This window comes from Streptomyces sp. NPDC058683 (assembly GCF_042716195.1).
Lineage (GTDB): Bacteria > Actinomycetota > Actinomycetes > Streptomycetales > Streptomycetaceae > Streptomyces.
This window is the reverse complement of the sequence record NZ_JBHXSK010000067.1, coordinates 43,684-57,724: the sequence shown is the minus strand read 5'-3', so window position 1 is coordinate 57,724 and position 14,041 is coordinate 43,684. Positions and strand designations below refer to the sequence as shown.

General features: G+C 70.2%; 14 protein-coding genes and 1 pseudogene. 10 read left to right on the top strand and 5 right to left on the bottom strand.

Annotation, left to right across the window (positions count from 1 at the left end):
• Window positions 1-89: 89 nt before the first annotated feature.
• The 5 genes and pseudogenes from ACFWXC_RS46590 to ACFWXC_RS46570 form a co-directional block, all read right to left on the bottom strand.
• A complete protein-coding gene (locus ACFWXC_RS46590) occupies window positions 90-353 on the bottom strand; it encodes an SH3 domain-containing protein (protein WP_384489226.1) in 264 nt (87 codons plus the stop codon).
• 398 nt (window positions 354-751) lie between these two features.
• A complete protein-coding gene (locus ACFWXC_RS46585; protein WP_384489228.1) occupies window positions 752-1,510 on the bottom strand; it encodes a hypothetical protein in 759 nt (252 codons plus the stop codon).
• Between the two features lie 384 nt (window positions 1,511-1,894).
• Window positions 1,895-2,296: a PPOX class F420-dependent oxidoreductase gene (locus tag ACFWXC_RS46580; RefSeq protein ID WP_384489224.1), complete on the bottom strand. Its 402-nt coding sequence runs from the start codon at window positions 2,294-2,296 to the stop codon at window positions 1,895-1,897.
• 100 nt (window positions 2,297-2,396) lie between these two features.
• Window positions 2,397-2,501 (bottom strand): annotated as a pseudogene (locus ACFWXC_RS46575) (oxidoreductase); the annotation flags it as partial.
• A 124-nt stretch (window positions 2,502-2,625) separates the two neighbouring features.
• Window positions 2,626-3,849 (bottom strand): ROK family protein, encoded by a 1,224-nt coding sequence (locus ACFWXC_RS46570; RefSeq protein WP_384489222.1) that lies wholly within the window; start codon window positions 3,847-3,849, stop codon window positions 2,626-2,628.
• Between the two features lie 222 nt (window positions 3,850-4,071).
• On the opposite strand from ACFWXC_RS46570, the gene ACFWXC_RS46565 reads away from it, so the two are divergent.
• From ACFWXC_RS46565 to ACFWXC_RS46520, 10 genes are all read left to right on the top strand, one after another.
• Complete coding sequence (locus ACFWXC_RS46565; RefSeq protein WP_384489220.1) at window positions 4,072-5,223, top strand: Gfo/Idh/MocA family protein; 1,152 nt, start codon at window positions 4,072-4,074, stop codon at window positions 5,221-5,223.
• A complete protein-coding gene (locus ACFWXC_RS46560) occupies window positions 5,220-6,140 on the top strand; it encodes a sugar phosphate isomerase/epimerase family protein (RefSeq protein WP_384489218.1) in 921 nt (306 codons plus the stop codon). Before ACFWXC_RS46565 ends, ACFWXC_RS46560 begins: the two co-directional genes overlap by 4 nt.
• A 39-nt stretch (window positions 6,141-6,179) precedes the next feature.
• Window positions 6,180-7,307, top strand: coding sequence for a Gfo/Idh/MocA family protein (locus tag ACFWXC_RS46555; RefSeq protein ID WP_384489216.1), 1,128 nt, complete (start codon window positions 6,180-6,182; stop codon window positions 7,305-7,307).
• Window positions 7,304-8,191: a sugar phosphate isomerase/epimerase family protein gene (locus ACFWXC_RS46550; RefSeq protein WP_384489214.1), complete on the top strand. Its 888-nt coding sequence runs from the start codon at window positions 7,304-7,306 to the stop codon at window positions 8,189-8,191. Before ACFWXC_RS46555 ends, ACFWXC_RS46550 begins: the two co-directional genes overlap by 4 nt.
• A 108-nt stretch (window positions 8,192-8,299) precedes the next feature.
• Window positions 8,300-9,805 carry an ABC transporter substrate-binding protein gene (locus tag ACFWXC_RS46545; RefSeq protein WP_384489212.1) on the top strand — a complete coding sequence of 502 codons (1,506 nt, stop codon included), beginning with the start codon at window positions 8,300-8,302 and terminating at the stop codon, window positions 9,803-9,805.
• A 39-nt stretch (window positions 9,806-9,844) separates the two neighbouring features.
• Window positions 9,845-10,786 (top strand): ABC transporter permease, encoded by a 942-nt coding sequence (locus tag ACFWXC_RS46540; RefSeq protein ID WP_384489210.1) that lies wholly within the window; start codon window positions 9,845-9,847, stop codon window positions 10,784-10,786.
• Window positions 10,783-12,531 carry an ATP-binding cassette domain-containing protein gene (locus tag ACFWXC_RS46535; protein WP_384489208.1) on the top strand — a complete coding sequence of 583 codons (1,749 nt, stop codon included), beginning with the start codon at window positions 10,783-10,785 and terminating at the stop codon, window positions 12,529-12,531. The genes ACFWXC_RS46540 and ACFWXC_RS46535 overlap by 4 nt, the downstream gene beginning before the upstream one ends.
• Window positions 12,528-13,355, top strand: a complete 828-nt coding sequence (locus ACFWXC_RS46530; protein ID WP_384489206.1) for an ATP-binding cassette domain-containing protein — start codon at window positions 12,528-12,530, stop codon at window positions 13,353-13,355. Before ACFWXC_RS46535 ends, ACFWXC_RS46530 begins: the two co-directional genes overlap by 4 nt.
• A complete protein-coding gene (locus tag ACFWXC_RS46525; protein WP_384489204.1) occupies window positions 13,352-13,780 on the top strand; it encodes a nuclear transport factor 2 family protein in 429 nt (142 codons plus the stop codon). The genes ACFWXC_RS46530 and ACFWXC_RS46525 overlap by 4 nt, the downstream gene beginning before the upstream one ends.
• Entirely contained in the window at window positions 13,780-14,040 is a 261-nt protein-coding gene (locus ACFWXC_RS46520; protein ID WP_384489202.1) for a hypothetical protein, read from the top strand. The genes ACFWXC_RS46525 and ACFWXC_RS46520 overlap by 1 nt, the downstream gene beginning before the upstream one ends.
• Window position 14,041: the final 1 nt, after the last annotated feature.

Genomic DNA, 14,041 nt, shown 5'->3' with positions numbered 1-14,041 from the left:
CCGCCCGGCGCCACTCGTAGATCGTTGAGCTACGGCACCAACACGCGCGCGTCGGCTGGGTGATCGTTACCGACATCACGCTTTCAAGTTCAGTACCCCATCGTGTCCTTGGCCCACTTCACGGGACCGGTGTTCTCCACGTACCGGGCCGCGACCCACCCGGGGCGGTCGCGCAGCAGGTACCAAATGTCGTTACCGTCGATGACCTGGGCCCTCACCTTCGACCGCAAGCTGACTTTTTCGCCGTGCGCGAGACGGCCAATCTCGTGGGAGTCGGTACTGGGGAACTCCCTTACCACCACTCCCGAGTCGCTCACGACAGTCCCGTAAGGCTGGCTAGGTGCAGCACTCATCTCTTCCTCGCTTTTCCTTCATCGGCGCAACACGGGCCCGCCGCACCAGCGGGCTTCGGAACAGGCAGGACCGCAACGGTCCGCCCGTGTGCCGCGACCCTAGGAGAATGACCAGCGCAACCGGACGCTCAAGCACCGCTTCGGCAATCCGTTCGCGCAGATCAGGCCAGGTGCGACGCCCGATCAGCGGGCGTCACCGGGCGCGAGGAGACTGGTCACCTCGGCGATCGAGCCCCGATTCCCAAGGGAATGAGACGGATAGGTCCGGGCCTCGCGCCAGGACGCCTTGAGCACATAGTTGGCCAGAGAGGCCATGGTGCTCAGTCACACACCAGGTGGTTCCCAACCTGGGAACCAGCTCTGACCACGCAGACCGACGGCATCGCGCGTTCCGTGGATCAGTAGCGGTGGCCGGGCCAGTGCGGGTCCTCCCAGCGGTCAAGACCGGTGACCCCGAGCAGCCGTATCCGGTGAAGCAGTTCTTCGGATGCGCCGATGGCACGTAGCCGGGTTGGAGCATGGCGGACCAGCCAGGCAGTCAGCTCGGCGCGCATCTCTTCCTCGTTCTCCCAAGCATCCCAGGGCAGTTGGTCACCGAGCAGGTCGCACTCCCACTGTGTCGCCGCTTCGGCCAGGTGCTGGTCGGCCGCAGGTCCGGTCAGTGCTTCCCAGGTGTGCAGCCACGGGCTCAGTGCGCCCGATGCCTCGGCGCTCAGTATGAGGACCTCGTACGCGGGTACGGCGGGATCCGGATCGGTGAGCGTATGCGCCCACCAGGCACGCAGGAATTCCTCGACCGCCGCGGCCTGCTCAGCAGGCCACTGCTGCCAGTGGCCGAGGGCGAACGAGCGCCCGACCGTTTCCATGCCGAAGAGAGGCTCGATGAGGCCGCTGACGAGGGCCGTGGCGAACTGGGGCAGAATCCTGCGGAGGACGGATGCGTGATCGCTCCAGTCGATGGCCTCCCATGTGCGCCGCAGAAGGTCGGGGTCCAGCTCCGTGTCCGCCACCTTGAGCTGGGCAAGATCTTCCGCGCTGCCCCAGTGGCATTCGCAGTTGTGCTCGTCGGGGTGAGCGGTCATCCCCCGGAAGGTGACTGCCAGGCCGTCCATGGCGGCGTCGAGGCGGAGTCGGGCGTGGGATCGGTCGAGGTTCATCATGGACGTTCGCCTTCGAGGACTCCGGGAGTCAGCGCCGCCCGAAGATCGCTAACTTACCGGGGCGGGCCCCAGCCCGCAATCAACATAAATGACAACCGCCGCTCGCTCACCCGAGGTTGGTCCGGCCGAAGCATGCGCTTGAGGAGCGGAGCCCCACTCCGGGCACCTTCGGCGTAGGCGCCGACCTGGTCACGGCAGATCACCTCGATCTCAGGGTGACCGCGCAGCCAGGCGGTCAGCGGCTCGGCGTCCCGGCCCGGCAGTACATCGACCGGGCGCCGGCCTTCCAGGTCCACGCGGAGCCGGTCCAGGTGTGAGGCCGCGCGACGCGGCGGGGTCCGTCCTCCGGCGCGCCGCGGACCCCGGCCTCGTGACACGAGCTCAGCCGCGGGGGCTGGTGATCCGTTCGGGCTGGATCACGTAGATCACCCGGACCTGGTCGCGGCCGCCGAACCACGGGTAGGGCCCGCCGAGGTACTTCTGCGCGAGCGCCTCGATGTGCTCGACCGCTCCCTCGGTGGTCACCCGCACCACACGGCCGCGGATCTGGACGTAGGAGGACGGTTCCGAGGGGTCGGAGACCGCTATGGCCACCCGCGGGTCGCGCGCGATGTTCCGGGTCTTCTGATGCGACTCCACGCTGTTGATCAGGACGTGCTCACCGTCGGTGTCGACCCATGTCTGGGTGAGCTGGGGCGAGCCGTCGGGCATCGTCGTGGCGATGTAGCAGGTGCTGGGGCGTCGCAGCATCGCCACCACGTTCTCGCCGAGGGATACGGGCATGGGGGTCTCCAGGAGTAGGGCCGGTGGATGCCGGGCCCACGGTAGCCACGCGTGCGGACCGGCCCTCGCCCAGCCCCGGGAACCGCGCACCGGCCGCGGCTCAGAGTCCGCGGTACACCTTGTGCTGGGCGGCCTGGGCGCGCGGGCGGACGACGAGCAGCTCGATGTTGACCTGCGAGGGCCGGGTCACCGTCCAGGCCAGCGAAAGGTTCCTGGTCTGCTGGTCGTACATGCCGATGCGTTGAGCCCTGGCGGCCGCGACGTACAGCGACGCAGGCGAGGCCGGGTCCCTGGGGGACGGCGATGTGGCCGTCAACCGACCCGTCGGTTCACGGCCCCTCACGCAGCAGCCGTGCGATGCCCGCCGGGCTGAAGGCGTCCTGGGTGGCCAGGGCGATGCCGCCGTGCAGGCCGGAGGCTCCCTTGAGCTGGGTCGCGGTGATGGTGAGTTTGCGGGTGGCCAGCGGGAGGGCCCGCTGGTACACGGCGGCCCGTACGGCGGAGACGAGGTCGTCGCGCAGTTCGCTGAGCGGTCCGGCCAGCACCACGGTGCGCGGGTTGAACATGTGGACCAGCATGGCCACGACCTCGCCGATCTCCGTGGCGGCCTGACGCACGGCGTGCAGGGCGGTCGGGTCACCGGCAGCGATACGCCGGGCGAGTTCGCGGGCCCCGTGCAGCGGATCCTCGGCGGTCGACTCGGCGATGCCGAGGCCGCGCAGTACCGCCTTGTGGGAGGCCAGCGCTCCCACACAGCCGACGTTGCCGCAGGCGCACAGGACGTTGCTACCGCTCACGGCCCGGATGTGGCCGATGTCGCCGGCGGCACCGTCGGCGCCGCGGTACACGTCACTGGTCGTGGTGATGAGTCCGGCCCCGATGCCGCTCGCGATCTTGACGCACAGCAGCGGAGTCTCCAGCCGGGCCTGCGCGGCCTCGCCCAGCGCCATCAGGTTGACGTCGTTGTCCACCACGGTGGGCGCGTGGAAGCGCTCCCGGAGGTACTCGGCGACGGGAAAGCCGTCCCAGCCGGGCATGCCCGTCGGCTGCACCGCACACCCCTGCTCGAAGTCCACCGGCCCGGGCAGACCGACGACCACCTCGCGCACGCGGTCGGGAGCGCGCCGGTGCTTCTCCAGCAGCCCGTGCAGCTGGTCGGTCACCGCATCCAGTACCGCTCGTGGTCCCGCGTCGATCCGGACGTTCACCGTCTCCCGCGCGATCACCCGTCGGGTCAGATCGGCGATGGCGATCTGCGACTCCGCGGTGTCGACGTCCACGACGATCACGGTCCCCGCCTGCGGGCTGATCGTCAGCACGCGGGGCGGCCGGCCCCGCACCGACCGTCTGGACTCGACCTCCTCCAGAATCCCGGTGCCGACGAGATGGTCGACCTGCTGACCCACGGTCGACCGGGCCAGGCCACTGCGCCGGGCGATCTCGGCGCGGTTGGTCGCCTGGCCGGAGACCACGAGCCCCAGCACGCGGCGCAGTGCGAGCGGCACGGACGCGGACCCGACTTCGTCTTCGGCGTTGCCGTCATCTTTATGCATTCACGTGAACGTAATGCCGTTCCCTTGTATCCGTCAACGGAGTCCGAGCGGCGCGAGTTGAGACCGGATCAAGCGGACATGTTTCCCGAATTTCGACGTCTTTTAGGCCTTGAAGAAAATTAAATTGGTTCTCTTGTGCTGCGTTGGCGAACTAAACGATGGTGTTGCGCAACGCGGCGTTCAGACCGCGGTCGGTCGCTGGACGACGGCGGAGGTGCACCCGTGAGTGACTCGATGCGGGCAGTGGTGGTGGGCGCCGGAATGATCGGCGCCGTCCACACCCGGGCCATCCGTGCCGCGGGCGGCTCCGTGGTCGGAGTGGTCGCTTCGACCCCCGAGCGCAGCGCGAGGGTCGCCGACGAGTGGGCGGTGCCCGCCCGCTATCCCGACCTCCCGGCGGCGCTCGCCGACGACAGCGTCACGGTCGTCCACGTGTGCACCCCGAACGCGCTGCACGTGCGGCAGGCGGAGGCGGCCCTGCGCGCCGGAAAGCACGTGATCTGCGAGAAGCCGCTCGCCACGTCCGCCGCCGACGCCGAACGGCTGACGCGGCTGGCACGGGAGGCGGGACTGCTGCTCGCCGTCCCCTTCGTCTACCGCTACCACCCGCTCGTCCGGGAGATCCGCGACCGTCGGCTGCGCGGCGAGTTCGGGGCGTGGCAGCTGATGCACGGCAGCTATCTGCAGGACTGGATGCTCTCCGCCGACGCCGTCTCCTGGCGGGTCGACCCGCTGGACGGCGGACCGTCGAGGGCGTTCGCGGACATCGGCTCGCACTGGTGCGACCTGGTCGAATGGGTCGCCGGAGTGCGCTTCACCGAGGTGACCGCGAGGCTCGGCACCACGGTCGCCACCCGCCCCGCCGGCACCAGTGCGAGCTTCTCGACCGCCGCCGGGGGACCGCGGGTCCAGGTGCGCACGGAGGACGTGGCGACTGTGCTGCTGCGCACCGGCGACGGTGTCCTCGGCTCGCTGACGGTGTCCCAGGTGTCGGCCGGCCGCAAGAACCGGCTGTGGTTCGAGCTCGACGGTTCCATGGGCAGCGCGGTCTTCGACCAGGAGAACCCCGAGACAGCGTGGCTCGGCGCCCCCGACGGAGCGCGCATCCTCATGCGCGACCCCGGCCACGGTTCGGCCGAGCAGCGTCGCCTCTCCCACCTGCCCGCCGGTCACGCGCAGGGCTACGGCGACTGCTTCGCCGCCTTCGTCGCCGATGCCTACGCGGCGATCCGCGGAGCGACGCCCGAGGGCCTGCCCACCGGCGCGGACGGTGTCCGCTCGGCCCGACTCGTCGAAGCCGTGCTCGCCTCCGCAGCGTCGCTCACCTGGACAGATATCGCTTCCGCACCCGCAGCCCTGGAGGCCTCCGCATGAAACTCGGCATGCTCACCGCCTGTCTGCCCCGGCTCTCCCTCGCCGAGATCGCCGCCTGGGCGAGCGAGGCCGGCTACGAGGCCCTGGAAGTCGCCGCCTGGCCGGACACCGGGGGCCGCGACTTCGAGGCGGCCCACCTCCCGGTGGCCGGCTTCGACGACCGGGCGGCCGACGCGACACGCGCCCTGCTGGAGAAACACAGCCTCGGCATCTCCGCCCTCGCCTACTACGAGAACAACCTCCATCCCGACCCGGAGCGCCGGACCGCGATCCACGCCCACCTGAAGGCGGTCGTGGACACGGCGGCGGCCCTCGAAGTCCCGTACGTCGGCACTTTCGTCGGGCGGGACTGGACCCGCCCGGTGGCGCACAACCTGGCCGAGGCCGAGACGGTCTTCCCCGAACTCGTCGAGTACGCGGGTGAGAAGGGGGTGAAGCTCATCATCGAGAACTGTGTGATGGAGGGCTGGCACCCCGACGGCTACCCGGGCAACCTCGCCTACTCGCCCGAGCTGTGGGAGTGGATGTTCTCCCTCGGTCTCTACCTCAACTGGGACCCCTCGCACCTGACCTGGATCGGCATCGACCCCGTCACCACCATCGCGCCGTACGCCGACCGCATCGTCCACGCCCAGGCCAAGGACCTCCAGATCCTGCCCGGCAAGGTCGACCGCTACGGCTTCTTCGGCAAGGCGGTACAACGCAACGACCCCTGGGACACCGGCTGGTGGCGCTACCGCGTGCCGGGCCGCGGCCAGGTCGACTGGAAAGCCGTCGTGGACGCGCTGTACGAGAACGGCTTCAGCGGAACCCTCTCCGTCGAGCACGAGGACCCGGTGTGGAGCGGCACCGAGGAACGAGTCAAGACCGGCCTGGAGATCGCACACCAGACCCTGCGCCCCCTCGTCATCACCTGAACACCACCACCTCAACCCCTTATGAATTGCGGGAGATCCATGGCTCAGCAGCACGCACGGCACCGCATCGGGATCCTGGGCGCCGGCAACATCTTCGGCCGCTATGTCGAGGGCCTGCGCACCTTCCCGGAGCTCGAGGTGGTCCGTGTGGCCGACGTCGACACGGCCCGCGCCCGACAGGCCGCGGACGAGTACGGCATAGCGGCCTGGGGCGACGGCGACGAACTCCTCGCCGACGACTCCGTCGAGATCGTCGTCAACATCACCCCGCCGCAGTTCCACGCCAAGACCGTCATCGCCGCGCTGGAGGCCGGCAAGCACGTCTATGTGGAGAAGCCGCTCGCGGCCACGGTCGAGGAGGCCCGTGAGGTCCTCGACGCCGCCGGGCGGGGCACGGCGCTGCTGGGGTCGGCCCCTGACACCTTCCTCGGCAGCGCCGTGCAGACCGCCCGGCACGCCGTCGACGCGGGCAGGATCGGTGAGGTGGTGGGCGCCACCGCCTTCGTCCGCTCCAGCCGCTCGGAGACCTGGCACCCGGACCCGCGCGCCTTCTACGGCCCCGGCGGCGGTCCGGTCCTGGACATGGGCCCCTACTACCTGGCCGCGCTCGTCAACTGCCTCGGCCCGGTCAGGCAGCTGTCGGCGGCGACCCGTATCGGAGCACCGACCCGCAAGGTCACCAGCCCCGACCGGGTGGTCGACGAGATCACGGTCGACGTCCCCACCCACGCCTCGGCCACCCTGGCCTTCGCCTCCGGAGCCATCGGCACCACGCTCATGAGCTTCGACGTCTGGGACACCGAGCTGCCGCGCATCGAGATCTACGGCACCGAGGGCACCCTCGCGCTGCCCAACCCCAACTTCTTCGACGGTGATGTACGCCTCAAGCGCCACGGGGACGCGGACTGGCAGGTGCTCACCCCGGTCACCGAGCTCTTCGGCGCCGTCGGCACCGCCGAACAGCACCGTCGAGGCCTCGGCGTCCGCGACCTCGCCGGCGCGATCGACGGCGGGCCGCACCGCGCGAACGCCCAGTTCGCCTTCCACGTCCTGGAGGTTCTCACGAGCTTCGAGATCTCCCAGCGGGAGAACCGTTTCGTCACTCCGGCCAGCAGCTGTGAACGCCCTGAGCCGCGCCCCGCCCACCGAGAGGACCGCACCGCATGAAGATCAGGCAGGACCGTCTGGCCATCAACCCCCTGCAATGGGTCGCGAGCGCCGACGGCTGGATCGACCCCACGCTCGCCCCGCCGCTCGACCAGCAGCTCGCGGTCATCCGCGACGCCGGCATCACCGCCCTGCACAGCGCCGTCCCCGGCGACCTGACCGCGCGGGCGTACGCCGAGAAGCTCGCCGACTACGGCATCAGCCTCGCGCCCGGCTACATCCCGGTCCGCCTGACCGACGACGCGACCGAGCGGCAGACCTTCCGTGACACGGCCGCGCGGGTCGCCGCACAGCACGCGGAACTCGGCGTACCCACCGTCTTCCTGGCCATGGGCATGGCGAAGGACGCCGAGCGCGTGTCCCGTCCCGCCGTCGGGTATCTGGCGGAGCAGGGACGACTGGAGCGGGTACGGGACCTGCTCGCCGAGATCGCCGGGATCATCCGCGCGGAAGGGATCACCCCGGCCTTCCACCCGCATGTGGGCACCTGGGCCGAGACCGAGCTGGAGACCAGGTTCATCCTCGACACCGTCGACTCCTCCCTCCTCGCCTTCGGCCCCGACATGGGCCACCTGGCATGGGCCGGCGCCGACCCGGCGCAGCTCGTGCGCGACTACGCGGACCGCGTGGCGAGTGTCCACATCAAGGACCTGGACCTCGGCCTCGCCGCGCAGGCCCGAGAGGCCGGCTGGGACTACCGCAAGACCGTCCTGGCGGGGCTGTGGTCGGAACCCGGCCACGGAAACGCCGACATAGAAAGCTTCATCGGCGCCCTGCCCGACGACTTCGACGGGTGGCTGATCATCGAGGTCGACCGGGGCGCCCGGCCGACGCCGGACGAGAGCGTGCGGCTCTGCGGCGAGTGGGCCGCGCGGCAGGCGTAGGCGTGACCTGCTTACGCGGCGCGGCAGCGGTACCGGCAGTGAACCCCCGGCAGCGGGGCGACCCGGGGGACATCCAGGAGACTGAGGATTGAGACAGGTGGAGAGAACATGCGCAAGACAGTGGCGTTCATCGGCGCCGGGATCCTGACAGCGACGGTCACGGCCTGTGGCGGCGGCACCCAGGCCGCCGGCTCGGACAAGACCCTGACCCTCGCGGAGTCGGTCACGGCGACGCCGTGGGACCTGGCGAAGGCGAGCATGGGCCCCGAGGCCCAGTACTACCAGCCGGTGTACGACACCCTGATCCGGCTGAACACCAAGGGGGAGCCCACCCCCAACCTGGCCACCTCGTGGACGTACGACAAGGCCCAGACGACCCTGACCCTGAAACTGCGCGACGGGGTGAAGTTCACCGACGGCACCGCGCTCGACGCGGACGCGGTGCGCGAGAACCTGCTGCACACCAAGAGCGGAACGGGAACCGCGGCCGGCGAGATCCAGGACATCTCCGGTGTGGACGTCGTCGACGCCCACACCGTGGCCGTCCGGCTGAGCCACCCCACGGCAGCGTTCCTGCCCGCACTGGGCCAGGTCTCCGGCATGATCGCCAGCCCCAAGGCGCTCGATGGGACCAAGACCCCGGTCGGCTCGGGCCCGTACAAGCTGGACACCAGCGCCACCACCGCCGGGCAGACGTACACCTACACCCGTAACCCGGACTACTGGAACGCGAAGGCCTTCCCCTACGGCAAGATCGTCATCAAGTACCTGGCCGACCCGACGGCGCGCACCAACGCCCTGCTGTCCGGCCAGCTCGACGGCGCCACCCTCAACCTCAACCGGGTGAAGACCGTCAAGGGCCGGGGCCTGAACGTCGTCACCTACCAGCCCGGCGACGTCGAGGGCCTCTACATCTGGGACCGCGCCGGCAAGAAGGTGCCCGCCCTCGGCAAGCTGAAGGTCCGGCAGGCGCTGAACTACGCCTTCGACAAGCAGGCCCTCATCAAGTCGACGAAGACCGGCCTGGGTACCCCGACCACGCAGGTCTTCGCCAAGGGCGAGGACGGCTACCAGGCCGCGCTGGACGACAAGTACTCCTACGATCCGAAGAAGGCCAAGGAGCTGCTGGCCGAGGCCGGCTACCCGAACGGCTTCGCCGTCACCATCCCCGACTTCTCCGCGATCTTCCCGCAGGAGCAGGCCGCGCTCACCCAGTCCCTCAAGGACATCGGCATCAAGGTCACGCTGGACAGCCTGCCCAGCGACCAGATCTTCAGCGCCATGCTGTCCGGCAAGTACGCGATGTCGTACTTCAAGCTGGGCGCGCCCACCGCCTGGGACAAGGTTCAGCTGGAGCTGACGAACAAGTCCACCTGGAATCCCTTCAAGTACGACGACCCGAAGGCCGACGACCTCATCGCCCGCATCGGCAAGGCGACCGGGGCCGCGCGGGAGAAGCTCTTCGTGCAGCTCAACACCTACGTCGTCGACCAGGCCTGGAACGCGCCCTGGAGCGTCATCGCCAACGCGTACGCGACCGCGAAGGACGTCAAGGTGACACCTCAGCCCGGCTCCCAGTACCCGCCGATCTACAACTACGCGCCGGCGAAGTAGTCGCCGGTCCTCTCCGGCACGCGGAAGGAGGAACTGACCGTGCTCGTCTTCTTGTTCCGGCGCATCGCCGCCGGCGCCGTCCTGGTGGTCGTCGTGGCCACCGCGACGTTCCTACTGCTCAGCCTCACGGGCACCGATGTCGCCCGCAATGTCCTGGGCGAGACGGCCTCGCGGTCGGCGGTGGCCCAGAAGAGCCATGAACTCGGCCTGGACCAGCCCCTGGTGGAGCGGTACTGGCACTGGATCGAACAGGCGGTGCAGGGCAACCTGGGCTCTTCGTGGTTCACCGGCGACTCGGTGAACCAGTCCCTGATGGACACGCTGCCGGTCACCCTCTCCGTGGTCCTCGCCGGAATGCTGGTCGCGGCGGTGCTCAGTGTGGCACTGGGCGCCGCGGCGGCACTGCGCGGCGGCTGGGTGGACCGTCTCGTCCAGTTCGCCGCCGTGCTCGGCACCGCGGTGCCGAGCTTCCTGATCGCCCTGATCCTCGCCGTCACCCTGGCGGTACAGCTCGGATGGCTGCCCGCCACCGGCTACGTCACCCTCGGCGAGTCCGGCACCGGCTGGCTCGAGTCCATCACCCTGCCCGCCCTGTCCCTGGCCGTCGCCGCTACCGCGGCCACCGCGATGCAGGTGCGCGGCGCGCTGATCGACGTGCTGCGCGCCGACTTCGTCCGCACTCTGCGCAGCCGGGGACTGAACACCCGCAGCGTCGTGTTCCGGCACGCGCTGCGCAACGCGGCGCCACCCGCCCTGACCGTGCTCGCCCTGCAGTTCATCGGTCTGATCGGCGGCGCCGTCGTCGTGGAGAAGGTGTTCGGCCTGCCGGGCATCGGCACCCTCGCCAACTCGGCCGCCGTACGCGGTGACGCGCCCGTGCTCCTTGGCACGGTCGTCGTCACCGTCGTGATCGTCGTCGCCGTCAACCTGCTGCTGGACATCGCGTACGGCTGGCTCAACCCCAAGGTGCGTGTCTCATGACCGACGTGGCCCCGGCTCCGTCCCCCGGGCGCGACCGCCTCCTGCGCCGGACCCTGCGCGACCCCCTGACCGTCGTCTGCCTGGTCGTCCTCGGCCTGGTGATCGCGGCGAGTCTCGCGGCACCGCTCCTCACCGACCAGGCCCCCGACCGCAGTGTCCTCGGCGACACGCTCGCGCCCATGTCGGGCGCCCACCCCCTCGGCGGCGACGGCGTCGGCCGGGACGTCCTGTCCCGGCTGCTGTACGGCGGCCGCACCAGCCTGGTGGGCGGCACCCTCGCCGTCCTTGTCGCCTTCGCCGTCGGCGCACCGCTCGGCCTGATCAGCGGCTTCTACCGGGGCTGGTTCGACGCCGTGGCCGGGTGGATCACCAATGTCATCATGGCCGTACCCGCGATCATCGTGATGCTCGTGGTCATGGCGGCCATCTCGCAGGACCTCAACGTCGCCATGATCGTCCTCGGCGTGATCATGGTCCCGATGGTCTTCCGCCTCATCCGCGCCTCGGTGCTCGCGGTCCGCGAGGAGCTCTACGTGGACGCGGCCCGCGTCTCCGGGCTCGGCGACGCGCGGATCATGCGCCGGCACATCCTGCCCGTGGTGATCGCCCCGTCCGTCATCCAGGCGACCCAGGTGTTCGCCGTGGCGATCGGCATCCAGGCGGGCCTCGCCTTCCTCGGCCTGGGCAAAGCGTCCCAGGCCAGCTGGGGCGCGATGCTGAACGACGCCTTCACCAACGTCTACAACGCCCCCGCGCTCCTGGTGTGGCCGGGCCTCGCCATGGGCGTGACCATCGTGGCGTCCAGCCTCCTCGGCAACGCCGTGCGGGACGCCCTGGGCCCGGCCGAACCCCGGGTGACCAAGCGCCGCAGGCCCGCTCCCCGCACGGCCGCGGCCCCGGCCGCCGAGGTGCCCGCCGACCGGCTGCTCACCGTGGAGAACCTGCGGGTCGGCTACGGCGAGAAGACCGTCGTCGACGGGGTGAGCATCACCGTGAGCCGCGGCGAAGTCCTCGGCCTGGTGGGGGAGTCCGGCTCCGGCAAGAGCCAGACGGCGTTCTCCGTCCTCGGACTGCTGCCGTACGAGGCGGAGGTAGTGGCCGATCAACTCGTCTTCGACGGCACGGAGTTGCTCAGCCTGGATCTCGCGGCGCTCAACGCCCTGCGCGGCCGCGGGATCGGCTACATCCCCCAGGAACCCATGTCCAACCTGGACCCCTGCTTCCGGATCGGCTCCCAGCTCGTGGAGCCCATGCGCAAGCACTTGAAGCTGTCCCGGGCCGAGGCCCGCACCAAGGCGCTCGACCTCCTCACCCGGGTCGGCATCCCGGACCCCGAGCGGGTGTTCAGGTCCTACCCGCACCAGATCTCCGGCGGCATGGCCCAGCGCGTCCTCATCGCCGGCGCCGTCTCCTGCGACCCGCACCTGCTGATCGCCGACGAGCCGACCACCGCGCTCGACGTCACCGTCCAGGCCGAGGTGCTCGACCTGATGCGCTCGCTCCAGCAGGAGCGCGAGATGGGGATGCTCATCGTCACGCACGACTTCGGGGTCGTGGCCGACATCTGCGACCGGGTCGCGGTGATGCAGCAGGGGCGCATCGTGGAGACCGCGCCGGCCGGGCGGATCTTCGCGGCGCCCGAGCACGCGTACACCCGGATGCTGCTCGACTCGACGCTCGAAGGCGGACCCGCGCGCGGTGCCCTGCGTACCCCCACCGTGCCGCTCAAGGAGGTGACGTCATGACCGACCCCCTGCTCGAACTCGACGACGTCGTCGTGGAATACCCGGCGAAGGGCCGCGGCAGGAAGCCGTTCCGTGTCCTGCAGGACGTCTCCCTGTCCATCGCACCCGGCGAGACGCTCGGCCTGGTCGGCGAGTCCGGCTCCGGGAAGACGACGCTGGGCCGGGCCGTCCTCGGCCTCGCGCCCGTCACCGGCGGCGAGATCCGCTACGCGGGCACGCCCGTCTCCCGGCTGGGCAAGCGGGAACGGCGGTCCCTCAGCAAGGACATCCAGGTCGTCTTCCAGGACCCCTACACCTCGCTGAATCCGGCCATGACGGTCATGGACATCCTCACCGAACCGCTGCTGGTGGCCGGCGTCGCCCGCGCCGAGGCGCAGGGGCGGGTGCAGAAGCTGCTCGACCGTGTCCACCTCCCGCACGACGCGGCAGACCGGCTGCCCCGGGAGTTCTCCGGCGGCCAGCGGCAGCGCATCGCCATCGCCCGCGCCCTGTGCCGTGACCCCCGGCTGATCGTCTGCGACGAACCGGTCAGCGCCCTCGACCTGACGACCCAGGCCCGGGTGCTCGACCTGTTCATCGAGATCCAGGAGGCGACCGGAGTGGCGTACCTCTTCGTCACCCACGACCTGTCCGTGGTGCGGCACATCAGCCACCGCGTGGCCGTGCTCTACCGCGGCGAGATCGTCGAGACCGGCGACGCCGCCCAGATCACCGAGCGCCCCGAACACCCTTACACCAAGCGGCTGTTGCTCGCCGCCCCGGTGCCGGACCCGAAGCGGCAGGCGCAGCGCCGCGCGGAGCGGCAGAAGGCGGCCGCGTCATGACCGACGAGGTGACGGCCACCCTCACCCGCTACCTCGCCCTGTGCGACGTACCCGCAAGAGCGGAGGGCGAGTTGGGGGAGCTCTTCACCGAGGACGCCGTGTGGGAGGGCGGTGGCGGCGCGTACGCCGAGAAGTTCGGCCGCACCGAGGGCCGCGAGGCGATCGTCGCGATGCTGTCGGAGTACCTGCCGCCCAGTCCGCACTTCCGCACCAACGTCCACCTCCTGTTTCCCGGGACGGTGGACCTCAAGGACGCCACCGCGCACGGCAGTTGGTCCATGCAGCAGCTTTCGCGGTACGAGTCCGGCCGCGCCGAGGTGATGGTCGCGCTTCTCGACGTGACCTTCCGGCTCGACGGCGACCGGCCTCGCATCTGTGGCTTCCGTACCGAACGACTCTTCAGCGCACCGCTGCCGGAGGAGTGATGAAGGACCGCACCATGCTTCTGACCTGCTACGCCGACACCCACCGCTACGGCTGGCACCACGTCGACCTGTTCACCCACGACCACACCGGCCGTGAGGTCAACTGGGTCCACTGGACGGTCGACGAGGACGGCCCCGCCGGGGCCGACGCGGCGACCGCCCGGGTCGAGCCCGGCCTGCGCCGCACGACCGAGTGGCGGCGCGGGATCAGCGCCGACGGCAGCGAGTACTGGACCGCCCAGGCCGCCTGGGACGGCTGAG

What these genes read in the sequence shown, in the direction of transcription:
- ACFWXC_RS46550 (WP_384489214.1), top strand. Translation starts at nt 7,304, where the DNA reads ATGAAGATCAGGCAGGACCGTCTGGCCATCAACCCCCTGCAATGGGTC.
- ACFWXC_RS46530 (WP_384489206.1), top strand. Translation starts at nt 12,528, where the DNA reads ATGACCGACCCCCTGCTCGAACTCGACGACGTCGTCGTGGAATACCCG.
- ACFWXC_RS46520 (WP_384489202.1), top strand. Translation starts at nt 13,780, where the DNA reads ATGAAGGACCGCACCATGCTTCTGACCTGCTACGCCGACACCCACCGC.
- ACFWXC_RS46585 (WP_384489228.1), bottom strand. Translation starts at nt 1,510, where the DNA reads ATGAACCTCGACCGATCCCACGCCCGACTCCGCCTCGACGCCGCCATG.
- ACFWXC_RS46555 (WP_384489216.1), top strand. Translation starts at nt 6,180, where the DNA reads ATGGCTCAGCAGCACGCACGGCACCGCATCGGGATCCTGGGCGCCGGC.
- ACFWXC_RS46560 (WP_384489218.1), top strand. Translation starts at nt 5,220, where the DNA reads ATGAAACTCGGCATGCTCACCGCCTGTCTGCCCCGGCTCTCCCTCGCC.
- ACFWXC_RS46525 (WP_384489204.1), top strand. Translation starts at nt 13,352, where the DNA reads ATGACCGACGAGGTGACGGCCACCCTCACCCGCTACCTCGCCCTGTGC.
- ACFWXC_RS46545 (WP_384489212.1), top strand. Translation starts at nt 8,300, where the DNA reads ATGCGCAAGACAGTGGCGTTCATCGGCGCCGGGATCCTGACAGCGACG.
- ACFWXC_RS46590 (WP_384489226.1), bottom strand. Translation starts at nt 353, where the DNA reads ATGAGTGCTGCACCTAGCCAGCCTTACGGGACTGTCGTGAGCGACTCG.
- ACFWXC_RS46570 (WP_384489222.1), bottom strand. Translation starts at nt 3,849, where the DNA reads ATGCATAAAGATGACGGCAACGCCGAAGACGAAGTCGGGTCCGCGTCC.
- ACFWXC_RS46535 (WP_384489208.1), top strand. Translation starts at nt 10,783, where the DNA reads ATGACCGACGTGGCCCCGGCTCCGTCCCCCGGGCGCGACCGCCTCCTG.
- ACFWXC_RS46580 (WP_384489224.1), bottom strand. Translation starts at nt 2,296, where the DNA reads ATGCCCGTATCCCTCGGCGAGAACGTGGTGGCGATGCTGCGACGCCCC.